The sequence below is a fragment of the Chryseobacterium cucumeris genome (genome assembly GCF_001593385.1).
Taxonomy (GTDB): Bacteria; Bacteroidota; Bacteroidia; order Flavobacteriales; family Weeksellaceae; genus Chryseobacterium; species Chryseobacterium cucumeris.
This window is the reverse complement of the sequence record NZ_LUVZ01000045.1, coordinates 15366-39588: the sequence shown is the minus strand read 5'-3', so window position 1 is coordinate 39588 and position 24223 is coordinate 15366. Positions and strand designations below refer to the sequence as shown.

The window sequence follows — 24223 nt, the reverse complement described above, 5'->3', positions numbered from 1 at the left end:
TTTCAGTTTAACATTTTTCCAGTACAACAACTGCATTACATCCTCCAAAACCAGAAGCGGTCTTTAGAATATATTTAATATCTGCAGTTTGGTTTTCTCTGATGATATTTAAAGGCTGGGTTACTCCTGTTTCTTCAAAGTTCTTTGATGGAAGCAAAGTACTGTGAAGAGCACTTTCCATAGAAATAATACTTTCCAAAAGCCCTGACGCTCCCAGGCAGTGCCCGTAATAGCCTTTCATACTGTTGAGAGGAATATGCTGAAGATCCAGTCTGTTGAAGGCAATGGCTTCCATTTCGTCGTTATATAGAGTAGCCGTTCCATGGGCAGAAATAAAATCAATCTGTTCCGGAGAAACCTTCGCTTCAGTCATAGCATTTCTGATACTGGCATATAAACCGTCACCGGTTCTTGAAGGTCCGGAAATATGATTGGCATCATTCACTGCTGAATCTCCCAGTACTTTAAATCTGAATTTTTCGTTTCCAGTTGACATTGAAGTGATATAAGCAGCAGCAGCTGCTTCACCAATATTAATTCCGTTTCTGTTTTTATCATAAGGTTTACAAGGTCCTGATCCTATTGCCTGAAATGAATTGAATCCTGAGATAACAAATTCAGAAAGCTCATCACCTGCAATCACAAAAGCATCTTTATATTTTCCTGCCTGAATCATATTTTTAGCAACAGAAATCGCCATTACCCCTGAAACGCAGGCATTGGAAACAATAATCGGTTTGGTTTTAAATCCAAAGAAATAAGCAATTTTTTCTGCTAATTTTGATAAATAAACACCTTCCGGTAATTCCGGCTGGTTTTTTAACAGACTGATATTTCCTTTTGTTGTGGAAAGGATGAAAGCCGTACTTTCCGAAACGGTATGTTTTTCAACAAGAGGCTGTAAGCTTAAAAGAAGCATCTTCTCCAGTCTTGTGAAATCAGTTGTATGCTGAGCGAAGAATCTGTTGAACTCTTCATTCAGTTCGTCAGAATCAATCATAGAAGCATAAAAAGCCTCCTGATTGTCTATAATTTTATGTAAAGCAACTCCTGACTGTCCTTCTAACAGAGCGTTCCAGTTGGAATCAACATTGAAACCTAAAGGAGTTATACAATTGTAGTCTGTGATATAAATTTCCTTGCTCATGATAATCCCATTTTATCTTTCCAGTTTTGAAAAAACTCCGGATTGTACAGGCATAAGCTTCCATTGCTATCAAGAAATACCTGAATGGTTTCTCCGCTGCATACCAGTTGATCTTCCTGATTGAAAAGCTCATATCTGTAAATAAGTTTGGCAGATACAGAATTGATAAAAGTCGTTACGATCTTAAATGTTTCTCCATACTTTAAAGGAAGAAAATGCTCACAGGTACTTTTTACAATAGGCGTTACATATCCTGCATTCTGGATATCAAGATAGGTAAGACCATGCAGACGACCGAAAGCTTCTCTTCCGTCTTCAAAATACACGATATAATGCCCATGCCAGACAATGCCCAGCGGATCTGTTTCATTGAAGCGTACTCTCACTTCTTCAGTACAGGTTAATATATTTTCTTTAGACTGCATTTTGTTTTTTTTCGTAAAAAATGGAAATAGCTACAGTGGCAATATAGAATAAGAAGAGGAAAACCAGTTCTTTGGCAATTCCACCAATTCCGCTGTTTCTTAAAATAATATCATAATAGGCATTCAGTCCCCAGTTCATAGGAGAAAATTTAGCTACAGTCTGCATAAATTCCGGCATTAAAAATACAGGAACCCAAATCCCGCCAATAGCAGCTAAAACCACTACAGAGGTTGCTCCAAATGGGGCAGACTGTTCCTGCGTATCGGCTATAGTTCCCAATAGAACTCCAAATCCAATTGCGGCCAGTCCTGCAAATAGTGTTACTACCACAAGCTGGAACATTTTTCCGGATACATCAAAAGCCGGAAGATCCATATAAGGGAAAAGGTAAATTCCAACGGCAACCATCAGTAAAAACTGAATAAGGCAGATGATAAGATACGTAAATGTTTTTCCTAAAATATGGACAAAATAAGGAGTAGGGCTTATTCTTGCTCTTACACTTGTGCCCTGACTTTTTTCTTTTACCAGATTGATGGATAAAGGGACTACAATAAAGAAGATCGCAAAAAGTGTCCATGCAGGAACGTTGTGCTGAACAGAGTTCGGCATCACATCCATTTCTCCTTTTTCGGGAGTGATTTCTTTAAAACTGATCAGGTTTTTATTTTCGTCAAGATTTTCTGTTGTTCCCAGCTGCTCCTGAAATGCCTTGTAAATCTTTTTATTTTCAATCTCAAAAACCATTTTATTCACAGAATTCATCACGGAGTTTTTGAATCCGGCATTGGTAGCGGGATCAAAATACAAATGAATATCTTTTGCCTTTGGAGCTGCTGTTTTTACTTTTGCCGAATCTCCTTCCAGTCCGAATGAGCTTACAATGGTCTGAACTTTAGAATCAATATTGGAATTTAAATCTTTCGTTAAATTTTCAGGAATGACAATCGCCATCTGATAATCTCCGGAGAAAACAGCATCCTGGGCCGACTTTTCATTGAAGTTGGTCAGCAGTTGAAATGTTTTGCTGTTTTCAAGCTCTGCTTTTATGTTTTTTGATACCTCAGATTTGTCCTGATCGATAAAAATAATAGGAATCTTTGATCCTTCAAGATTTTTAAAGGTAGAATCCTGAATAAGGGTAATGGTGACAATCAAAAGCAAAGGCATCACAAAGATGATGACGATTCCTCCAATATCTCTTTTTAGCAGAAGAATTTCCTTAATAAAACTTCTCCACAGTTTATACAACAACATCTCTTAATTCTTTTCCGGTTAATGAAATGAAAACGTCTTCCAGGTTTTCGGCATTGGCAATCTGCGAAACAAGTTCTTCAGGGGTTCCTACAGCATGAATTTTTCCATGATCGATGATGGCAATTTTTGTACAGAATTCTTCAGCCTCAGAAAGGTGATGGGAAGTATAAATAATGCACGTTCCCTGTTTATTTAAATCCAGAAGATAATCAATAATTGCTTTTTTAGATTGAACATCCACACCTACAGTAGGTTCATCCAGAAAGAGAACTTTAGGATTGTGAAGGGTGCCGGCGATGAGGTTGCAGCGGCGTTTCATCCCTCCTGAAAACTGGCCTACCTGCTTGTTGGCAAATTTTGAAAGCCCCATGATTTCAAGGGATTCGTCAATGGCTTTTTTAAGCTGATTATGCTTTAAACCATACAGGCTTCCAAAAAACATGAGGTTTTCTTTGGCTGTAAGTGTTGGGTATAAGGCATATTCCTGTGGAACAATTCCGATAATCTGTCTGATTTTAAAGCCGTCCTTCTGTGGAGATAAACCATTGATGGTAAAATGTCCTGATGTAGGTTTGATTAATCCTGAAAGCATGGAAATCAAGGTTGTTTTTCCAGCTCCGTTGGGGCCAAGAATACCATAGATTTCATTTTTACTGATGCTCAAAGAAATATCATTTACAGAAAACTCATCAGAATTTTTGTATTTTTTGTATAAGTTTTTAATCTCAATCATATTTTCTGCCATATCAGATCGCTTTTCTCAGTTTTTTATAGAAAGCTTCTTCCAGGTCTGCAATATGCAGCATTGTTTTTGAAAGTTCGTTATAGATATTGCTTTTGGAGTTTCTGTTTTTATAAACACGGGCAATATCCACGGCAAAGTCTCTCCAAAGGTCACCAATAGAAGTAATTTCTTTTGATAATTCCTTCAGCTCATCATTTTTAAGAATAACAGCCGCTTCCTGAAGAAATGCACCATAGATAAACCTGAAGCCTCCGCCTCCGGTTCCGATTTCTTCCTGCATCCTGATCAATTGTCCCAAATAATGGTTAGTCACTTTTGTACCTTTCTTTTCAGCCCATTTCGGGATGCTTTTGGCTACCCATCTCATAGCTTTTACTCCGATAAGCGGTACTGGCGCCAGCATATTTTTACAGGTATCCTTGATTCCTTTTTTGATGGCATCTTCAAGATTCACATTTTCCGGAACATACACAGGGTAGTACATATGTCCTTTTGGAGGAAGTGCTCCTTTGGCGTATCTTACTTTTTCCAGTTCTGCTTCAGAAAGGGAAGTGGTATAATCCATTACCGGATCACTGATCAGAAATTTTCCGTCTTCTTTTCCGTATACCACAAGGTTGTGGGCATTGAAGTGGAATTTATATTCTTCAGGAAAATAAGTAAGGTTGAAAACGCCCACCTGAAGTCCTGTAGGAATATTTTGTTCCAGATTTCTTTCAAGCGCTTTTTGGGCATCCTGAGGATTGGAGAATTTTTCTCTTTTGATTTTAATTCCTAATCTTTTAGCTGCTTTACTGAAAATAGCACCCGGCATCGGACGATAGCTGAAGCCCGGAGCAAAATTCACCTTCAGAAAAGGAAGATAGACAAAAAACAGTCCTGAACCGATCCCGAAGATCATAGGTTCGCTTAGTTTCAAGCCTTTGTTAAGCAGTAGATTAGAAGCAACACCGTTTTCGCAATGCGCAGTCTGATGGTGTTCAAAGTTTAATTTCATTTGCAGATTGTATCTTTTCTCTGGCCAAATGGAACGGGCATTATTTCTGGCCCTGTTTCATTTATTTTCCGTTGAAGTTTTTTAATTCATCCACTGAAATACCGAATGCATCGGCATATTTTTTCAGTGCATTTTCGCTTAGTGTTTTGAATATTTTTGGTTTAAAATGTCTTTTTACCCTCCATTGCCACATTCCTACATATGAAGCCAGAACGCCAATATCCATTTTGTTCAGTTCCATAAAATAGGCAATAGGACTTGCTATATTATGGGCCACATTTTGTTTTGCTTCCTCAATTCTCTCATAAATAAGTTCCATAGATTCATCCAGAGCAGCTTTCTTGGCATCCCAGCCTGTACTGTTTGCTGTCGTGTAGTTGTCGTTCTCATCCGTTACATACAGAACTTCAGTCATGTTGGCGGATTTCAGGTTACTTTCGTCTTGAGGCAGGTCTTGTTTTTTCATCTAAATAATGTTTATATTTTTAGATTCCAGATGACATAAGGCTCACCTGTTTTTTGATTCTTTTAATCAGGTGGCTAAAATAGTGAAAATACATTATATGTAAATCATATTAAATTTGAGGGAGTTATTACCATGAAATAGAGACTGTATCATCAATAAATCTCCAGAATTGTTATAGAACCGTTTTTATTTTTCCCTGTTTCGAAAGAAGCTTTTAACTAATTCTATATAAAAGAATCTTAAAAGAATCCTATAAAGCTTATTGTTTCTGTTGGTAACGGTTCCTTTGTAACAAGTGTTTATATAAATAAGACTAATGGATGGAAATTTGGATTGAAAAATAATATTAAATAACTACTATGAAAAAGATTTTTATTTCGGTTTCGCTTTTCTGTATGATCAGTGCAATGGCACAGAAATTTGAGACTCAAAAACAGACGGATGCTCAAGGGTATACCTATGAAACGGTAAAGAATGACCAAACCGGAGTGCGTGTGTATACACTGAAAAACGGATTAAAGGTTTATCTGGCAAAAAATGATGATGCCCCGAGGATCCAGACGTACATCCCCGTAAGAACGGGATCTAATAATGACCCAAGTGATAATACGGGTTTAGCGCACTATCTGGAACATATGGTTTTCAAGGGGACTTCGCACCTGGGAACGCAGGACTGGGCCAAGGAAAAAGTTTTGCTACAACAGATCTCTGATCTTTATGAGCAGCATAAGGCAGAAAAAGATCCTGAAAAAAAGAAAGAACTTTATAAAAAAATTGACGAAGTTTCCCAAGAAGCCTCCAAATATGCTATCGCTAATGAATATGATAAAGCAATTTCTTCATTAGGAGCTACAGGAACGAATGCTCACACTTCACTGGATGAAACGGTTTATAAAAACAACATCCCTTCCAACGAATTGGAAAAATGGTTAAGAGTAGAGAAAGAGCGTTTTTCAGAATTGGTATTGCGTCTTTTCCACACAGAGCTTGAAGCGGTATATGAGGAATATAACAGAGCTCAGGATAACGACAGTCGTCTTGTATTCTATTCATTGATGCAGGCTCTTTTTCCAAAACACCCGAACGGACAACAAACGACAATCGGAACTTCAGAACATTTGAAGAACCCTTCTATGGAGGCGATCCACAAGTATTTTGATACTTATTATGTGCCTAATAACATGGCTGTAGTATTGGTTGGAGACCTGGATTATGATAAAACTATAAAATTAGTTGATCAGTATTTCGGTGCGTTCAAATACAAAGAACTTCCGATGAAAAAGATGGTTACGGAAGAACCCATGACCAGCATTGTTACCAGAACGGTAAAAAGTCCTACTACGCCAAGAATGACTATTGCATGGAGAACAGATTCTTATGGAACTCAGGAAGCAAGACTGGCAGACGTAGTATCTGAAATTTTAAGTAACAGAGGAGATGCGGGATTAATTGACCTTAACATCAACCAGAAGCAAAAAACGCTTGGAGCAGGAGCGTATGAGTCGCCTTACAAAATGTATGGTACATTTGGATTAGTGGTAACGCCTAAAGAAGGTCAAAGCTTTGATGAAGCTAAAAAACTTCTGATGGATCAGCTGGATCTTGTGAAAAAAGGACAGTTCCCGGACTGGATACTGAAAGCTATCGTAAATGATAAAAAAGTTCAGCGTATGAAGAGCTGGGAAACAGCTGATGGACTAGCTACTGAGTTGTATGATTCCTATATCAATGTAAGAACATGGGAGCAGGAGCTGGATGAGATCAATCAGTATGATAAAATTACGAAAGCTGACGTAGTGAAGTTTGCCAACGATTTCTTTAAAGATAATTATGTTGTTATTTATAAAGAAAAAGGGGTGAATGATAAACTTGTACGTGTACAGAACCCTGGAATTACCCCGATTAAACTGAACAGAGAAGCTCAGTCTCCTTTCCTTAAAGATATTCTGAATACAAAAGTACCGGAAAGTAAGCCTGAATTTATTGATTTTAAAACAGCCATTCAGACTTCAAAGATCAAAGATAAGACGATAAGTTTTGTGAAGAATAAATATAATGAGGTTGCTCAAATCAGTTATATTTTCCCTTTCGGAACAGATAATGATAAAGAACTTTCTATTGCAGGAACTCTTTTCGAATATCTTGGAACCGATAAATACACTCCGGAACAGCTGAAAGAAGAATTCTTTAAACTGGGTGTAAGTTATAGTCTGAGAACTTCCAATGACCAGATGATCATTACATTAAGTGGTCTTGAAAGTAATATGAAGAAAGCTGTAGAACTAATGAACCACTGGATGACGAATGTAAAAGCTGATAAAGCAATTTATGCTCAAACGGTAAAAACAATTCTGGAATCAAGAGCTTCTGCAAAGAAAGATAAAGTGAGAATTATGGCTGCTCTTTCAAACTATGCTAAATACGGTAAAAATTCAAGAATGACAGACATTGTTTCGAAAGAACGTCTTGAGAGCATTGACGCCGTAGAATTGATGAAGAAAGTGAAAACGTTGAACCAGTATCCTTATCAGGTGCTTCTTTACGGACAGGATCAGTCAGGATTAGAAAAAGCGGTGAAACCTTTTATCATTAATACAAGCCTTCAGCCTGCACAGGCAAAAGAATATGCTGAACCGGCTACTGAAGGAAAGGTATATTTCACAAATTATGACATGGTACAAATGGAAATGTCAAAAGTAGCAAAAGCCAGTACCGTAAACCTTAGTAATTTCGGGAAAGCAAATGTTTTCAATGAATATTTCGGAAGAGGATTATCTTCTATCGTTTTCCAGGAGATCAGAGAAAGTAAGTCATTGGCTTATACTGCCTATGTTTCTTATGGAAATGCTTCAGAAAAAGGGAAAGCAAACTATGTTACAAATTATATCGGAACACAGGCAAACAAGCTTCCTTTAGCTGTAAATGCAATGAATGACTTAATGGTATCTTTACCACAAATCCCGGCACAGTTTGAGAATGCAAGAGGTTCTGCCTTAAAACAGATTGCTTCTAACAGAATCAACAGAACAAATATTTTCTTCAATCAGTTAGCATTGAAAAAACTAGGGGTTGACTATGATATCAGAAAAGATATTTATGCTGAAATTCAGGGATTAACATTACCACAGCTTACAGGATTCTACAACACTGAAGTAAAACCTGTAAAATACAATACCGCCATCATCGGCAAGAAAGAAAATCTGAATATGGAGTCTATCAACAAAATGGGAGAATTCCAGGAAGTATCTCTTGAAGAGATCTTCGGATACTAATCCTTTGTTTAAAATAATGATAAAAGCGGGACAGAAATGTTCCGCTTTTTTGTTGTTTAAAACTCTTTCTCCCTGACCATCAGAGTTTCACGGATTTATAAAATGTTTCACGTGAAATAATTCATCTGGTGATGAGGTTTTCCTGATTGTAATTAACTGATTTTCATTTTGTTTATGAAGAAGTGATGACTGTGTAAATAAACAAAAAACGGACGTTTTTCCGTAAAATCATTGTAATCAATTCAATAGGAGTGGGCCATGACTCTGAGCGGAGACGAAGAAGCCCGCTTAAAAAAAGAGAAAAATCAATTGGCTTTAGCCTAAACCTATATTTTAAACACGAATAACACAAATGAATAACACAAATGAATGCACAAATGTTCACAAATCTATTAGAGAATATAAAATTGATTTAAAAGAAAAAGCTGTACATTTTGTACAGCTTTTCTATTATATTTTTAATTGATCATTACGATTTTACTTCCTGAATAAAAAGGTTGATCTCCGCTCTGATCAATAATTCATCATGATGAAATGTTTCACAGAAAATATGGCAAATGTTCTCAAACTGTGAAATAAGTGAAGCTTTGGAAATGATTTTGTCATGTACTTTTGGAAGAGCGAAAATCTCGATCTTCTTGATATTGGTAATGAACCCGATCACTTTAGTATCAGCTTCAGGATTTTCAAAGAAGCTTTGTCCAAGGATAGAAGAGCAGGTTTGGGCCATATTTTCGATTAAGCCGGCTTCTGCAAACTGATTGTTGTGAACAAATATATTATCTTCTTTGATTTCAAAGGAAGTCACTACTTTTTCTTTGGTCAGCTCCAGGATATAGTCTGCCATCAGCATCGGTTCACGATGCGGTAAAAAGTTGTGTATATTGATGATATTTTCTTCCTTTATCTCCATTTCAGTTTATTTTACAGCGGTTTTCATTTGAGATTTTGCAATCACTTCACCGTTCAGTTTGGTAACAATATCTACAAGGGTTACTCCCATTACTTCATTAAGGATGGTCACCTCAGATTTCAGGTGGTCTCCTACTTTAGGTAGTATTTCGGCTTCAAAAGATTTGATAGCTCCGATATATCCCGTAGGTGCATCTTTTCCCAGCAGATAATATTTATATCCTGTATGCAGGGCAACGCTCTGCGCCTGATGCTCAATCAGTCCTGAAGCCTGGAATAATCCGTCCTGGATAAAAAGGTTATCTTCTTTTATTTCAAAACCAGACAGAAGATGATTCTCAGAATATTCTGATAATTCATGTACCATCACAAAAGGAAACCTTTGCGGAATAAGGCTTTCTACAAAATCTTTATCGGATGTTGGCAGTCTGTGTTTCATTAGCAAACCGTTAATAAAGCACAAGAATAAGCAAATCTTCCACTTTCAGGAACACAAAGAAGTACTTTTTCTCCTTTTTTTAGTTTTCCTGAATTCATCAATTCTTCAAGGGCAATAAATATAGATCCTGCACCGATGTTTCCAACCTCAGAAAGGTTATAGAACCATTTTTCTGCAGGGAAATCCATTCCTTTTTTAGCAAACTCTTCTTTCAGTCCATCTTTGAAATATCCTGAAGAAATGTGAGCCAGTACGTGGTCAATTTTTTCCGGATCCAGATTATGCTTGTCAAAAGATGATCTTAAACTTTCTGCTCCTTTTACAAGAATATATTTATCAAGGATTTTAGTGTCTTGTTTGATGGCAAAAATAGATTGCTTCAGCCATTCATCAGAAGGGTAGTCAGCCCATGATTTCAGACTTCCGTCTTCCAGCTTATCACATCCTGCATACATACATGCTTCAATTTCGTGAGCATAAGAATAGAAATCAATGAATTCTATTTTTAGGGAAGTACTGTTTTCTCTCGGTTTATTTTCTAAAAGGAAAGCGCCTGCTCCATCAGAAAGCATCCATCTCAGGAATTCTCTTTTGAAAGCAATGATAGGTCTTTCCTCCAGTAATTTTAAATTTTCTGCTTCATGGTTGAATTTGTCAGCAGTCATCCATGCAGACATTCTTTCAGAACCTGCACATACTGCGTTGTCCTGTACACCGGCTTTTACAGAAAGGAATCCATAGTTGAGCGCATTCATTCCTGAATTACAAAGACCTGTTGAAGTATTAATTTCAATAGATTTTCCGATGTTAAGCTCACCATGCACCATAGAAGCGTGAGAAGGCTGGATCTGATCTGGTGAAGTAGTTCCTACCGATAGTAATTTCATATCTTCCTTTTTGAAATTTTCATCAAAAAGTCCTTCGATTGCTTTGGCAGTAAGCTGTGCATTAGAGTGGGTAGGATTCCCTTCTTTGTCTAAGGCGTAGTATCTTGTTGTGATTTTATTATTTCTTAGGATAAGTGATTTTGCTTTAGATGGCGCATCATTGATAAGCCCAAGATAAGTCTCCATTTCATCATTCGCTACCGGCTCATTGGGTAAGTATTTTGATGCTTTTGTTATAAATACGTCGTACATTCTATTTTAAATTAATTCCTTGTAAATATCTTTTTTGTTTTTGTCTTTTAAACCAAAATATAGGGGTTGTAAGCAGGTGTAAAACCAAAACGACAGGTGAGATAATCCATATCGCTGCCATCAAATATACCTTAAAGAATTTTATCAGCAATGGACGTTTCTCTTTTTTCTTGATAATCAGGTTAGACCATACTGTAAAAATTTTGTTTCCTACCTTTTCTACACGCACTAAAAACGCACGGATTTCAATCGCTCCGTTTTTCACAAGATCTGGTTGCAAACTATTAAGGTCGTCATTATTAAAATGTCTTTCAATAATCTCGCCATACTTTACAGAACCTGCGATTTCTTCATTGGAAACTCCTGCGGCAGGAAGCATTCCTGATTTTTTTTTCTGACCTGTGGTAAGCCATCGGAGAATCGTTAATACGCTGGTGTAATTGTCATGTCTGTCTACCAAAGCAATATTTCCTACGAGTTTAGCCTGTAAATCCCTTAAGTAAACCTTTAATTTTTCCTGGGAAAGCATCCACATATTTCTGGTTCCTGAGATCGTAACCACAGGAGTGTCTTTAAGGATTGGTTTTGCATAATCACTCTTTAAAAAAGAAATAATAGGAATGGATGGTGTGAGATACCATACCTGATACCCGAATAGGATAAGGTCGTACTTTTTGTTCAGAATTTCTTCTGAAGGAGGAAGGATTTCTTTTGGAATCTGTAGATAAGATTCAGGAAAAGTGTTGAAAAAAACATCACTTGGCCAAGGAAACGGGAAGTCTTCTTTCAGTTTAATATTATAATAGGTAACATCATATTTCTCCTTTTGAGCTTCAAAAGGCCTGGCGATGTTTTTCACAATATCTTCGAGTTGCCCGGTTTGTGAATAATATATGACAAGTATATTTTTCTTCATTAGTTTTCTTTAGCGTTTACAAAAATATGTTTTTCATATTTATTATTTGGTTTTAAATACTTTTAATGATTCTGAACTAAATTTTAGTGTATAATGATCACTTTTAAAAGAATCATTTTTTGTATTTACAAAAATGATCGTTTCCGGCAGCTCCTGAATATCATTCCATGTAAAACGATCATGGGAGATGAGGAGTACATCAATCTTTTTGTTTGCCTCAGAAATGTCTTTTATATACTGGATCTTTCTTTTTTTTACCAGATAGCTGTGTGCTGCTGTTGCTCTTTTTTCATCATTCTGAACCAGAGAAAAAACTCTTCGGCTTGCCTGGTATAAAGTTAATAATGCATCCTTCTGCCCAAAATCATCAGCTAAATGAAGAATATTGGCGTCATTCGGAATATGCTTGTTCAGTTCGAAATAAACAGATTTGTTGGCATTAAAATCCTCTTTTACTTCTTTTACCACTTCACTGTCTTTGTAAAGATAGCTCAGGAATAATTTCTTTTTAAAATAATTCTCATCCTCAATCTCTTCACGCAGTCTGGCAAATTCTTCCCTGAAATGAGCGTTGATCTTCTTTGTTCTCTCAGAATAGTTTTTACCAAAACTCATGTTGTCTTTGCTGATTCTGTTCCCCACTTTTACCGTAATGCTTCCGTCGTAGATAATGAAGTCTCCTTTCGGCAATACCTCAGAGTTTCCGTGGATGTAAATAGGAAGAATATCCAGTCCGAACTGTTCAGCGAGATAAAAAGCTCCTTTATGGAATCTTTTCACATCATTGGTGTAAGAACGTTCTGCCTCAGGGAACACAACGAGTGAATATCCCTGTTCAACTTTTTCTTTCAGTTTGTCCATTCCATTCTCGATTCCCTGTGAAACGGGATAAAAGCCCAGTGCTCTTACCAGTTTTCCAAAAACAGGAGACTGATATACCCAGTCATTCACCAGATAAATAATTTTGTGGGTCGCCATTGCAATAGCCAGCGTATCGAGGAAAGAAGTATGATTGGCAATGATAACTGCAGGTTTGCTGAAATCTTCAGATGTATTTTTAATGACCTTCTTCTTTACAAAAGGATTAGAATAAAGAACGGAAGTTAAAAATCTGGCTAAAATAAGTTTGATAATATTCAGCGTCTGCCCTTTGGAATTTTTAACAAAAAAACTTCCGAAGGCAGAAAACAGCAATCCACCCAATCCGTAATAAAGGAATGAGAATACTGACCATACAAACAATCTGAATGTGATGGGAGAAAGTCCTTTTTTCGCCCTGTTGGTAATGAATAATCTGAACCAGAAAGGATATAGGGTAGAGGTAATGATAATCACAGAGAACATTCCTATCAAAGCAACCAAAGCCAGGGAATGCAGGGCAGGATGCTTGGCAAAAATCAGAGAGCCAATTGAAAGGATCGTCGTGAAAACTGCAAGGATAATCGAAATTCTATACGTGGGTAATTCATTCTTTCCGGTAGTATGTTCTTTCTGCATAGCCTGAGTCAGGAAAATACTGAAGTCATCTCCGACTCCAAATACCAGCGTACACACTACGGTACTGAAAATATTTAATTCCAATCCCAGAAAATAAAGGATTCCGGCTGTAACAACTCCCGTTAAAACAATCGGGAACATGGTGAGAACCGTTAATTCAAAATTCCTGAAGAAAACGATGATCGTTAAAATAATGGCAAGAAGAGAATAATTGATCAGTGTATTGAAGTCTCTTTTCAGTAAACCAAGGAAATTTTCGTTCATCTGCTGGCGGTCAATGGCAATGGCATCATGCTTCTTCTCAATATCCTTGATGAAAGCGTCCCGTTTTTTTTCATCTACTTTTACCACATTGGAAACCGTGTAAAAACCATTTTCGTTGCTCATGAATTCTGAAATCTGAAGCGCTTTTACTTTTTGATAATCTTTCAGACTCAATGCGGAATAATTTTTATGCAAAACTTCATTAAAACCATCAAAAGCGGAACTGTTGAAACCGAATTTATTTCCGTTACTGATCAGTTCGGAAATGGCTAGACTTTTCTTCTGGTCATTCCAGAATCGATTCCATTGCTCAATTTTTTTCTGTTGGTCTTTTTCTGAAAGCACCACACTTCCGATAGAGTTATAGCTTAAAATTTTGCCTTCTTTTTTCTCTTTTTCAAGGAAGCTGCTCAGTTCAGAATTTCTGCTTAAAGCCTGTTCTTCAGAATCGCCATAAGAGATAGTGTAGATTGATTTTGAAGTAATATCTGAAAGTTTCTGAAGTTTTGCTTCACTGATTTTTAATTCTTTGGGAATATAATTCAGATCGCCGATATCTTCATTGAAACCTACATGTCTGAATCCAAAAAGGCAGGCAAGAATAATAATAGAGCATCCTATAATCAGAGGCTTGTTTTTTTCGTACGGATAAGATCCGATCTTGTCAATAAAGTTGGTATTGGGCTGTTCACTCTTCTCTTTTGGTTTGTAAAGCTGAGGAACAATAATCAATGCGGTGATTGAAGAAAGAATCACGGTGATCGCAGCAAAAAGTCCTAAGTCCTTCAATGCTTCAGAACGAACAAAAACCAGACATAAGAATGAAACGGCCGTCGTTGCACTACTCAATATAATAGGCTGCGTAATTTCTTTGTAAAGCTCTTCAATATTATTGTTGTGCTTATAATGGGTAAGAATATGCAGGGCATAATCAATGGTAATTCCAATCAGAATAGCTCCCACACTTAGTGAAATTGCCGAAATCTTATCTTTAATAAAATAAAGAACCAATAAAGCAAGCAATACAGAAAATACTGTTGGTAAAAAAACAATGATGGGAGTAAAGACATTTCTGAAATAATAGATCAGTAGAACCAGAAGAACCGTCATGGAAATGACTACTGTGTTCTGAATATCTTTTTTGATCTGCTTCGCATTGGCTACGGCAATCACTGGAGAACCAAAATAGCTGATCTCTGTTTTTCCTTTGAACTGTTTGTTGATTCCGTCTTTGATGGAATTAAGCTGATCTACAAAGGCCTCATTCGCTTTCGTGTCATTACTTTTGTTTTTAGGATCAATGAAAAGCAAGAGGTTCTTACCGTCTTTCGTTACAATATAGCTGTCTTCGAGTTTGAAATCTTTACTGATGTTTAAAGCATTTAATTTTTTGATTCCCAAAAAAGTAAGCCCCAGAGGATCTTTTTTAATAAACTCTTTGGTAACAAGACTTGTTGGAGAAACCAATGATATATAATTATTTTCTACCTGTCTGGCAATGCTGTCTTTCTGAAGTTTCCGGTCAATTTCCTTATAATCACTCTCATTAAGGAATAGAGGTAAATTCTGATTGACAAAATCAAAGGTTTCGGAGATTTCATTATCATTCACCTTACCCTGAACAGAACCGATGTATTTCTGTAAAGGCTCAATTTTTTTCAGAAACGTATCTGCTGTTTCGGAAAGCAGGAAGCTGTCTTCGCCGGATTTGTTCTCAATAATAACAATAATCTTATCCGAAAAATTAAGCTGTTTAAGAACCTTTGCCGTAAGATCTGACTTTTCATTTTTAGGAATAATCTGATTGATATCTTCCTCAAAATTGATCTTTGACGCAAAGAAAATGCATAAAACGGCAATTCCCAGAGCTGCAAATACAGACAGGATTTTATTTTTGGAAATCAGGTAATATAAAAATATAAAAAAGCGATGCATTGCATTTAAATCAAGTCTGCAAATTTAATTTTTTAAGCATTAGTTCAAAATAGTTAACGAGAAGTTTTCACTGAAAATCAATAAAATATTCTAGGAAGAATGAAAAAATATTCTACTTTTGCAAAAGTTCCCTTTTGAAAAAATGTATTTTAAATCACCATTATTATTAAAAAAATAAGAATCTGTTTTAGATATGTTGAAAAGAAATGATGAAAAAATAAACGGATTTCTATTTGTAATAGTACTTCCGCTTCTGTTGTTTGCTATGTCTTATTATGGATTTGAATCTTCCTATACAAGACTGAAAACATCAGAGACAACCCCTGACTTTTTATTTTCCTCGGTATATGCTTACAGAGTGATTCCCAATTATCTGAGTGTACAGATGACAGATTTGATGTACAATCTGATTAACGGACCTCTTTCTTTCTTCAAAGATTTTTTGTCAAAAAACGGAACCCCTTTTTATCATGGGCTTTTCCTGATGAACAGTGTGTTTTTTATTTTGTGTTCTTTGATTTTGAATACAATTTTCCGCATGAAATCAACGGGACTTCTTCTGAATCTTAATGCAAGAAGGATTATTCATCTCTTATCCGTATTTTTTATTGTGATCACACAGTATGCACCTACAAACTGTGACACCATTGCTCTTTTCTGTTATCTGGCAGGTGTATTTTTAACCTTGAAATATTTAGATACCCAAAAAAATATTTTCTTTTTTATTCTCATTGGCCTTATTGGGATCTCTACTTTGGTAAGAGAAACGGCTTGTCTGAATATAGCCTTTTTTGCAGCAGTATTTTTCAATATAGAGGAGTTGAAAAAAGGAAATTATCAGGTAATCTGGAAAATTATACCGTTAGTTATTGCTTTTCTGATTCCCTATCTTGGATTGAGGGCTCTGCTTGTTCAGGATGAAACTACTTTTGTGGAAGGGTTTTATATTAACAGGAACTTTTCCAGTCCTTTCAACCTTGCAGGACTGCTGTTTGCATTAATTGTGATTTATTTTATATATGGTCTTTGTACAGAAGAAGAAAACAGAAGTGTTTTTGGAAAATATTTTTTCTTTTCCATTCCTTATCTCCTTATGATTACTTTAGTAGGACTTTTCTGGGAAGTGAGGCTTTTCCTGCCTTTAATTCTGACAGGAATAATCACAGCATATCATCAGTTTAAAAAAACATCAGAGATTTAGCATGAGTTTACTACATCCATATTATATAATTGCAATCGTCTATATGCTGTTCTTCAGTGTTCAGGAAGTATATGGAAAAAAGGTTGATAAAAAGTGGTTCTGGTTCCTTGCTGTTTATTTTATTATTATTGTCGGTTTTAGAGACAGTGTAGGCCCGGATTACGGAAGTTACAAAGGAATCTATATTTACTCTGATACCAAAAGCTACTACAGTATATTCATGAAGATGCTCCATATGGAAGGAACGGAAACTCTGGATGTGGAATGGCTGTATACCTTGATTAATAAAGTTCTTCTCAACTTTTTTGATGCACCTTTTTATATGGTAACATTCGTCATTGCTGTTTTTGCGATGATCTTTAAAGTAGAATATACAGAAGACAATACTTTTTACCCGTTTACTTTTACTCTCTTCATGTTTATTCCCAACTTCTTTATCGGGGAAAGTGGGCAGATCAGACAAAACCTGGGAACTTTTATCGTTTATTTTGCAATACGGTATATTAAAGAACGAAAACTCTGGCATTACCTGTTTTTTATATTCATAGGATCAGGTATACACAGTGTTTGCTATTTATTCCTGCCGATGTACTGGCTGGCTCGCATTCCGCTGAATAAAACGATGATGTTGATTATGATTGTAGGTTCTGTCTTTTTATCTCCTTTTGAAATTTATAGGAGTTTTGGAGGTTTCTTAGATGGTATGGCCTCTAACAGTACACTTGTAGAGGGTTTTAATGGATATATGGATGAAACGGTACAGCGACTTAACGGGGGAATTGGTATCCCGGAGGTCATGATGGCTATCCTTACCTTCTTCCTTTTTGTTTTTGATAACAAGATGAAAGAACTCTATCCCTACTATGAATACCATAGGAACTATGCTGTAGTCGGGATATGTCTTTACTTTATTTTTAGAAATAACCCTATCTTCTCATCAAGACTTGCAGGAGCATTTATTGGATTCTCGTATATCATTATTCCGAATGCAATGTATGTTGTTTCCGGAAGGGTTAAAAATATGATTTATGCATTTATCATTGCACTTGTGGTCTTCAATTTTGTTATTTTCTCTATGTTTAATAATATCAAAGCCGGACGATTCTCGATTGATCGTTATCAAAACCATATTCTTCCGTAAAATTTTGAAGGTTAAAATATAAAGGCAGCTTGAGGCTGTCTTTTTTTTGTGTAAAAGGTTTGTTAAGACTTGTTTTGTTTATTAGATTTATGTTGAATAATTAATAGTGTAATTTAAATATGATGATGTTATTTATAAAACAAATCGCTTTTTATTGAATAAGGCTTAAAAATTGCATTCGCTAATGACACTAAAACCTAAGGTATGAAAAGATTAGCTGGAAAATTAGCGGCAGTCATCTGCCTGATGTTATTTGGAATCATTTCCAAAGGTAATATCAAAGGAAATCTATGGCTCAATGAGAGTAAGGACTCATTGAAAAGACCACTGAATGAACTGACACCATTATTTCTTCCCGACTGGAAAAAAGCTCCCAACAGTTACATCTTTGATCCAAATCAGAACAGCGAAGGATTGTTGGTTCCTGTAAAAAAAGCTTATGCGATGTGGGAAGGAGGCGGATATCTTAACGGAAGCGGTATTCCGGCAGGAACGGTAACTGCAGATGTTTTGTGGGAAGATGTTCATGGACTTATAAAATCAGGAGTAAATTATGCTCTTGAAATAATAGGAACCGGGCAGGATGCTAAGATAAAAGTCCCTGTCAATAAGACAAAAAAAGGGAATGCTGTGGTAGCTCTCAAAGTAAACGGAGAGATTTATTGGAGCTGGCATATCTGGGTAACAGATGATCCTACCAATGGAGTTGCCTATAAAAGTTTCAACAACGTCAAAAGAATGAAATCGGACGGAACAACAGAAGTTATCCCGGATTCCGATTGGAAATGGATGGATAGAAATCTTGGAGCTATCACAAGTTCTATCACAGCATCAGACTGGAATAAGAGTATGGGGCTTCTTTATCAGTGGGGAAGAAAAGATCCTATACCCCCTTTAGTAACCAGAGGAAATGATTTTTATGAAGCTTCAGGATCTATAGGTAGAGTAAGACATAGAGGAGCTAAAAATATGACCAACGCTGTAAGTATTGATGATCTCAGGAAATTTGTTCTGCTTTCCGCTGCAGAGGTTACCAATAATATAAGACTCTCTGTAAAAAATCCTTTGAGTCTTATTTATGTTAATAAAGATGATAATTCAGGTCAGGCTTACTACAACAATAATCTCAATCTTCCGGTCAATTGGTTTGGTAAATCTACGACTTTGTCGAGTAACAGGCTTTCAGAACTCAATCTGTGGTCTGATAATGCACAAGGGAAAATTGAGACCGTCTATAGTACCGATGATAAGACGAAGCCTTATAGAGATAAGTCCCCTTATGATCCTTGTCCCAATGGATGGCGTATCCCTTCTATGTTGGTTGCAAATTTGGCTTCTCCCTCTTATGTAGATGATATCAGAATAGATTTTTCACCTTTTGGAGTCAAAACCAATATGGCAAAAAATGTTTTTGAAACCAATAAGTATCATATTATAATGCCTACTGATGCTGGAGTTCCTGCCTTCATGACGGGATTTAGAATTTATCCTAATCTTGGGTTTGATCTATCGGCTGTAGGTGGGTATAATATGGGGGTTTTTCCTGGAAATGGGCAGCTTATCAGGGGAGCGCATTTAGGACAATATAGTGATCAGCATCACATTGCATTGTGGACGGCAACTTTAACCCGGTTGTTCGATGCTTCTCCTGCTGTTACTGTAAGAGGGCTTTCTATGATTCCGGATAAAGGACAGCCAGATATTCCGGATGCTAATTATCCTAATATCAAAGGACGTTATTATTACTTTCCTATGGCCGGAATGTATACTTCGGATGCCAATGGCTGCAGATGTATAAAAGATCCGTTATATACAATTAATGATTATGATTTTCCAACAGAATATCTGCCTGCAGTTACAGAGTACAAAGAAGGTTTCAATAATCCGAATACTTACCAGATCGTTAAAAAACCAACGGTTACAACCATTGAAATTCCAGTCAGTAAAGCATTCTCTGTACAAAGTCAGTTACTGGGTAACGCTGATATATTAAATACTTCCAGTTTTAGTAATTTAAAAACTAATGTTCTCTGGTCAACCAATACAGCTCTTATCAGTAGAATTTCAATGGTAAATCCTTCACCTTCGTCATTGCAGGATATCGGTAATTCTAAAATATCTGTAGAAATTGCCCCCAATGAAAGTGGAAATGCTGTTGTTACATTACATAATGGGAGTATATCTTCGCCGGTATATTGGAGCTGGCATATATGGGTTACGGATTCTCCCGTGGAATCATACACTTATCTTACAGAAACTCCAATAACTGTCAAAAATTATGTGAACTATGTTAATAAAGCTGATGCTGTATTGCAGACCACTTTCATGGATCGTAATCTTGGAGCAACAGATGCTTTTCCTAATGTAGCCAATCCTCAGGCACCTACAACTGATGAGCTGCTGAAAATACGTGCTTCTACAGGATTGCATTATCAATGGGGAAGGAAAGATCCTATTCCTGCATTCCAGTATGCGGATAACAGAAGCTTTTACAATGTGTTTTTGGGAACTGTAGCTGCTAATGGAACAGTGGCTTACAGTACACTTAATCAGTCGGATTATAATAATCTTTCAGGAAACTATATTGTACCTTATGACACATATGCGGGAACATCGAACGTACAGATAACGGATAAACCGGCAGACAGAATCTCCAAAATAATATCCTATTCTATGAAGAACCCCCTGGTATATATGATCCCAAGTACTTTTGCTCCTTACAACAGTACAACTCCTAATTATACCAATGGTACGGACTGGTTGGCGCAAGAGCCCAATCTGGCTTCTGACAGATGGGGAAGAGGAGGTAAGAAATCCCCTTTTGATCCTTGTCCTGAAGGATGGAGAGTGCCGGATCTTACAAGTGTAGCTCTGGTTTCAGGAGCGGATTTTGGACAAACTCCCTGGTATAAAAAAGATAAAAATATAGCAACTTCATACAGTATTGCTACAGATTATTCAGGAATAAGAGTGAGAAATTCTGCCAATGCTACAGTGGGATATGTCTTTAATAATCCGGCATATCTTGTAGGGAATTATCCTGATTCCGGTTCAAGAGGATTCAGAAGTGTAACAGCCAATCAGACTGCGCAGGGAACATTTAATGTGCTCAACTTTCAGTATCCGGCAGTATGGACTGCTGCTTTAAATTCAAACTACATTGGACGATCTATTAATGTATTGTTTGATGCGGCCTCTACCACCAATAGAATAATCGTCTTTCATGATAATAATGATCCGTACTTCGGAACAGGATGCCGATGTGTGAAAATAAAGTATGATGCCAATGGTAATGAAGAAGGTCCTGCATCAGGAATTTCGGTTATATCTAATAGGCCTGCATTGATGAAAGAAAATGTGAAATCTAAGGCGGTCAGTAACAAAATTTCTATCTACCCGAGTCCTTTTTCCAATATTCTTTACATCAGCACCACAGAAAATAAAGAATATAATTTTCAGATTTTTAATGTTCTGGGTCAACTAGTAAGGTCCGGACATTTTATAAACAATCAGACAGATCTTTCATCTTTAAGCGCAGGAGTATATGTAATAAGAATAAACAACTCCGAAGCAGTTGCGAAAATTATAAAACAATAAATCTTAAAATAAGGGACTAAAAGCAGAATGAGGCTTCTTGTTCTGCTTTTTTATAAGATAGCATATTTCTTACATCTATTATGGCTGATGAAAAATTCTATATCAATGAATGTTGATAATTGTATATCAGTCTAAAACCCATACTGCAAACGGTTTGTTTCTCCAAAAAATGAATATTGAAAGATGCTGTAAAGCGACCTGATTATTAAATTAAACCTGTTTAACAAAAAGTATATAATAAAAAAGCTTTACTTTTGCAAAAATTTTTAGTTAGAATGTCGAAAAATTTAGTAATCGTAGAGTCCCCGGCAAAAGCAAAAACTATTCAGAAATATCTAGGAAAGGATTTTGAAGTGAAATCCAGCTTCGGACACATCCGTGATCTTCCTAAAAAAGGAATGGGTATAGACCTTGCCACATTCAGTCCTGATTACGAAGTTTCAGCAGACAAAAAGAAATTGGTAACCGAATTAAAGGCTGCCGTAAAGAAAGCTGATATGGTATGGCTCGCTTCCGATGAGGACCGCGAAGGAGAAGCTATTGCATGGCATCTTGCGGATGAATTGAAACTAAAGCCTGAAAACAGAAAAAGAATTGTTTTCCACGAGATTACCAAAAACGCCATTCTAAAAGCAATCGACAATCCAAGAGATATTGATCAGAACTTAGTGAATGCACAGCAGGCGAGAAGAGTGCTGGACAGAATTGTAGGTTTTGAAATGTCTCCCGTTTTATGGAAAAAAGTAAAACCTGGACTATCTGCAGGTAGAGTACAGTCTGTAGCAGTAAGATTAATCGTTGAAAGAGAAAAAGAGATCCGTGAGTTTAAACCAAAAGCAAGCTTTAAACTGGATGGGATCTTTTTAAATAAAACAGAGCAGGAAATTGCTGCCAAGCTGAAAAAAGACTTTGAAAAGGAAGAAGAGGCAGAGAAATTCCTGGAGCAGGCAAAGACTACAGAATTTAAAGTTCTCAATGTTGAAACCAAACCAGGTACCCGTTCAGCTTCAGCACCATTTACAACCTCTACATTGCAGCAGGAAGCTTCCTCAAGATTGGGTTATAATGTAACCAATACTATGCGTCTCGCACAAAGGCTATACGAAGAAGGGTTTATTACTTATATGAGAACGGACTCTGTAAACCTTTCCCAGGAAGCTATTGAAGGAGCTAAAAAACAAATTATATCAGAATATGGAGCAGAATATTCTTCTCCAAGAAATTATACTACAAAATCAGCTTCAGCACAGGAAGCTCACGAAGCGATCCGACCTACAGATTTTGGAGTGAAAACTGTAGCTGATGCCCAATTAAACAGGCTATATCAATTAATTTACAGAAGAACACTTGCTTCTCAGATGGCTAATGCCAAAATTGAAAAGACAGTGATTGAAATAGGGAATGCATCATTGCCACATCATTTTGAAGCACAGGGAGAGGTTATTATATTTGATGGTTTCCTGAAAGCTTATGGAATTGTAAAGGCAGAAGATGATGATGAGGAAAACAACGATAAGTTGCTGCCGAAAGTAAGTGTGGGAGAAGTCTTGAACTATAAAACCATTACTGCTACTGAAAAGTTCACAAGACCAAGTGCAAGATACACGGAAGCTGGTTTGGTAAGAAAGCTTGAAGAATTAGGGATTGGTAGACCGTCTACTTATGCCCCTACCATTCAGACGATTCAGAACAGAGAGTATGTAGATAAAAGAGAAATCGAACCACACACTCGTGAAGTGATCAAAATGTCTTTGACAAAAGATAAGATCAAAAAAGTAGTTCTTGAAGAGAAATTTGGTGGTGATAAAAATAAATTCGTTCCTACGGATATTGGTGAAGTAGTCAATGATTTCTTAACAGATAATTTCAGAGAAATCCTTGATTATGGTTTCACAGCAAGAGTAGAAGAAAGTTTTGACGAAATTGCAAGCGGTGATCAGAAGTGGAAAGAAATGATGACGAATTTCTACTCTAAATTCCACCCGAGAATTGAAGATGTAGAAGAAAATGCAGATCGTGCAACCGGAGACAGACTATTAGGAGTAGATCCAAAGACTGGTAAAAATGTTCATGCAAGAATCGGAAGATTTGGAGCGATGATCCAGATTGGAGAAACGGATGATGAGGAGAAACCAATCTTTGCTTCGTTAATGACGGGACAGAATATTGCAACCATTACTTTTGAAGAAGCATTGGAGTTATTCAAGTTGCCTTTCGACTTAAGTGAAGTTGACGGACAGCCGGTTTCTGTAGGAGTAGGAAGGTTCGGGCCTTATGTGAAATGGGGAGAAACCTATATCAGTATTCCGAAAGGTGAAGATCCGCTTTCTGTAGATCAGAAACGTGCTGAGGAGATTATCAATGAAAAGAAGATTGCTGATGCTCCAATTGCTACGTATAAAGGAGAACCGGTAACCAAAGGATCAGGAAGATTCGGACCATTTATCAAGTACAAAGATATCTTTGTGAATGTTCCCAAAAGATATGATTTCGAAAACCTTTCACAAAGTGATATCAATGAACTGATTGACGCTAAATTGGAGAAAGAAGCCAACCGATATATCCAGCAGTGGGAAAAAGAAAAAATCTCCATTGAAAACGGAAGATGGGGACCTTTCATCAAGTTCGGAAAAGCCATGTTCAAAATTCCGAAAAAAGCAGATGATACAAAATATGAAGCTGACGAACTGAAAGAACTTTCTTTAGATGAGGTTAAAAAATGGATTACAGATCAGGATCCGAAAGCTTTTGCAGAAAAGAAAAAACCTGCAGCAAAAAAGGCAGCGACTACTAAGAAGACTACAGCTGTTAAAAAACCAGCTGCTAAGAAACCTGCAGCTAAAAAATAAATAATCTTAAGATTGAAATACCA

The 24223-nt window shown here is 36.7% G+C and carries 16 protein-coding genes; 5 read left to right on the top strand and 11 right to left on the bottom strand.

The window, feature by feature from the left end; translation table 11 throughout:
- Positions 1–7: 7 nt before the first annotated feature.
- The 6 genes from A1704_RS20880 to A1704_RS20855 form a co-directional block, all read right to left on the bottom strand.
- Positions 8–1147 (bottom strand): beta-ketoacyl synthase N-terminal-like domain-containing protein, encoded by a 1140-nt coding sequence (locus A1704_RS20880; RefSeq protein WP_062675952.1) that lies wholly within the window; start codon positions 1145–1147, stop codon positions 8–10.
- Positions 1144–1572 (bottom strand): acyl-CoA thioesterase, encoded by a 429-nt coding sequence (locus A1704_RS20875; RefSeq protein ID WP_062675951.1) that lies wholly within the window; start codon positions 1570–1572, stop codon positions 1144–1146. The genes A1704_RS20880 and A1704_RS20875 overlap by 4 nt, the downstream gene beginning before the upstream one ends.
- On the bottom strand, positions 1562–2830 hold the full coding sequence (locus tag A1704_RS20870; protein ID WP_062675950.1) for an ABC transporter permease: 1269 nt from the start codon (positions 2828–2830) through the stop codon (positions 1562–1564). Before A1704_RS20870 ends, A1704_RS20875 begins: the two co-directional genes overlap by 11 nt.
- Positions 2817–3575: an ABC transporter ATP-binding protein gene (locus tag A1704_RS20865; RefSeq protein WP_062675949.1), complete on the bottom strand. Its 759-nt coding sequence runs from the start codon at positions 3573–3575 to the stop codon at positions 2817–2819. The genes A1704_RS20870 and A1704_RS20865 overlap by 14 nt, the downstream gene beginning before the upstream one ends.
- A gap of 1 nt (position 3576) precedes the next feature.
- Positions 3577–4572 (bottom strand): BtrH N-terminal domain-containing protein, encoded by a 996-nt coding sequence (locus A1704_RS20860; RefSeq protein WP_062675948.1) that lies wholly within the window; start codon positions 4570–4572, stop codon positions 3577–3579.
- Positions 4573–4633: 61 nt separating this feature from the next.
- A complete protein-coding gene (locus A1704_RS20855; RefSeq protein WP_062675947.1) occupies positions 4634–5038 on the bottom strand; it encodes a hypothetical protein in 405 nt (134 codons plus the stop codon).
- 359 nt (positions 5039–5397) lie between these two features.
- Here A1704_RS20855 and A1704_RS20850 point away from each other — a divergent pair, with 359 nt between their 5' ends.
- Positions 5398–8310, top strand: a complete 2913-nt coding sequence (locus tag A1704_RS20850; protein WP_062675946.1) for a M16 family metallopeptidase — start codon at positions 5398–5400, stop codon at positions 8308–8310.
- Between the two features lie 469 nt (positions 8311–8779).
- On the opposite strand, the gene A1704_RS20845 is transcribed toward A1704_RS20850, so the two are convergent.
- From A1704_RS20845 to A1704_RS20825, 5 genes are read right to left on the bottom strand one after another with little or no spacing between them, the layout of a single operon-like run.
- Positions 8780–9223 (bottom strand): hypothetical protein, encoded by a 444-nt coding sequence (locus A1704_RS20845; RefSeq protein WP_062675945.1) that lies wholly within the window; start codon positions 9221–9223, stop codon positions 8780–8782.
- 6 nt (positions 9224–9229) lie between these two features.
- Entirely contained in the window at positions 9230–9661 is a 432-nt protein-coding gene (locus A1704_RS20840; RefSeq protein WP_062675944.1) for a hypothetical protein, read from the bottom strand.
- The gene (locus tag A1704_RS20835; RefSeq protein WP_062675943.1) at positions 9661–10800 is read right to left on the bottom strand and encodes a beta-ketoacyl-ACP synthase III; all 1140 of its coding nucleotides are present in this window, start codon (positions 10798–10800) and stop codon (positions 9661–9663) included. Before A1704_RS20835 ends, A1704_RS20840 begins: the two co-directional genes overlap by 1 nt.
- Position 10801: 1 nt before the next feature.
- Positions 10802–11716 (bottom strand): hypothetical protein, encoded by a 915-nt coding sequence (locus A1704_RS20830; RefSeq protein WP_062675942.1) that lies wholly within the window; start codon positions 11714–11716, stop codon positions 10802–10804.
- Positions 11717–11758: 42 nt separating this feature from the next.
- Positions 11759–15412, bottom strand: coding sequence for an MMPL family transporter (locus A1704_RS20825; RefSeq protein ID WP_062675941.1), 3654 nt, complete (start codon positions 15410–15412; stop codon positions 11759–11761).
- A gap of 193 nt (positions 15413–15605) precedes the next feature.
- On the opposite strand from A1704_RS20825, the gene A1704_RS20820 reads away from it, so the two are divergent.
- The 4 genes from A1704_RS20820 to topA all read left to right on the top strand — a co-directional run bounded on the left by A1704_RS20820 (position 15606) and on the right by topA (position 24200).
- On the top strand, positions 15606–16613 hold the full coding sequence (locus A1704_RS20820) for a hypothetical protein (protein ID WP_062675940.1): 1008 nt from the start codon (positions 15606–15608) through the stop codon (positions 16611–16613).
- A gap of 1 nt (position 16614) precedes the next feature.
- Complete coding sequence (locus tag A1704_RS20815) at positions 16615–17754, top strand: EpsG family protein (protein WP_228436860.1); 1140 nt, start codon at positions 16615–16617, stop codon at positions 17752–17754.
- Between the two features lie 204 nt (positions 17755–17958).
- A complete protein-coding gene (locus A1704_RS20810; RefSeq protein ID WP_062675938.1) occupies positions 17959–21351 on the top strand; it encodes a T9SS type A sorting domain-containing protein in 3393 nt (1130 codons plus the stop codon).
- A gap of 275 nt (positions 21352–21626) precedes the next feature.
- On the top strand, positions 21627–24200 hold the full coding sequence (gene topA / locus A1704_RS20805; RefSeq protein ID WP_062675937.1) for a type I DNA topoisomerase: 2574 nt from the start codon (positions 21627–21629) through the stop codon (positions 24198–24200).
- The last annotated feature ends 23 nt before the right edge of the window (positions 24201–24223 follow it).

What these genes read in the sequence shown, in the direction of transcription:
- A1704_RS20880 (WP_062675952.1), bottom strand. Translation starts at nt 1,147, where the DNA reads ATGAGCAAGGAAATTTATATCACAGACTACAATTGTATAACTCCTTTA.
- A1704_RS20875 (WP_062675951.1), bottom strand. Translation starts at nt 1,572, where the DNA reads ATGCAGTCTAAAGAAAATATATTAACCTGTACTGAAGAAGTGAGAGTA.
- A1704_RS20870 (WP_062675950.1), bottom strand. Translation starts at nt 2,830, where the DNA reads ATGTTGTTGTATAAACTGTGGAGAAGTTTTATTAAGGAAATTCTTCTG.
- A1704_RS20865 (WP_062675949.1), bottom strand. Translation starts at nt 3,575, where the DNA reads ATGGCAGAAAATATGATTGAGATTAAAAACTTATACAAAAAATACAAA.
- A1704_RS20860 (WP_062675948.1), bottom strand. Translation starts at nt 4,572, where the DNA reads ATGAAATTAAACTTTGAACACCATCAGACTGCGCATTGCGAAAACGGT.
- A1704_RS20855 (WP_062675947.1), bottom strand. Translation starts at nt 5,038, where the DNA reads ATGAAAAAACAAGACCTGCCTCAAGACGAAAGTAACCTGAAATCCGCC.
- A1704_RS20850 (WP_062675946.1), top strand. Translation starts at nt 5,398, where the DNA reads ATGAAAAAGATTTTTATTTCGGTTTCGCTTTTCTGTATGATCAGTGCA.
- A1704_RS20845 (WP_062675945.1), bottom strand. Translation starts at nt 9,223, where the DNA reads ATGGAGATAAAGGAAGAAAATATCATCAATATACACAACTTTTTACCG.
- A1704_RS20840 (WP_062675944.1), bottom strand. Translation starts at nt 9,661, where the DNA reads ATGAAACACAGACTGCCAACATCCGATAAAGATTTTGTAGAAAGCCTT.
- A1704_RS20835 (WP_062675943.1), bottom strand. Translation starts at nt 10,800, where the DNA reads ATGTACGACGTATTTATAACAAAAGCATCAAAATACTTACCCAATGAG.
- A1704_RS20830 (WP_062675942.1), bottom strand. Translation starts at nt 11,716, where the DNA reads ATGAAGAAAAATATACTTGTCATATATTATTCACAAACCGGGCAACTC.
- A1704_RS20825 (WP_062675941.1), bottom strand. Translation starts at nt 15,412, where the DNA reads ATGCATCGCTTTTTTATATTTTTATATTACCTGATTTCCAAAAATAAA.
- A1704_RS20820 (WP_062675940.1), top strand. Translation starts at nt 15,606, where the DNA reads ATGTTGAAAAGAAATGATGAAAAAATAAACGGATTTCTATTTGTAATA.
- A1704_RS20815 (WP_228436860.1), top strand. Translation starts at nt 16,615, where the DNA reads ATGAGTTTACTACATCCATATTATATAATTGCAATCGTCTATATGCTG.
- A1704_RS20810 (WP_062675938.1), top strand. Translation starts at nt 17,959, where the DNA reads ATGAAAAGATTAGCTGGAAAATTAGCGGCAGTCATCTGCCTGATGTTA.
- topA (WP_062675937.1), top strand. Translation starts at nt 21,627, where the DNA reads ATGTCGAAAAATTTAGTAATCGTAGAGTCCCCGGCAAAAGCAAAAACT.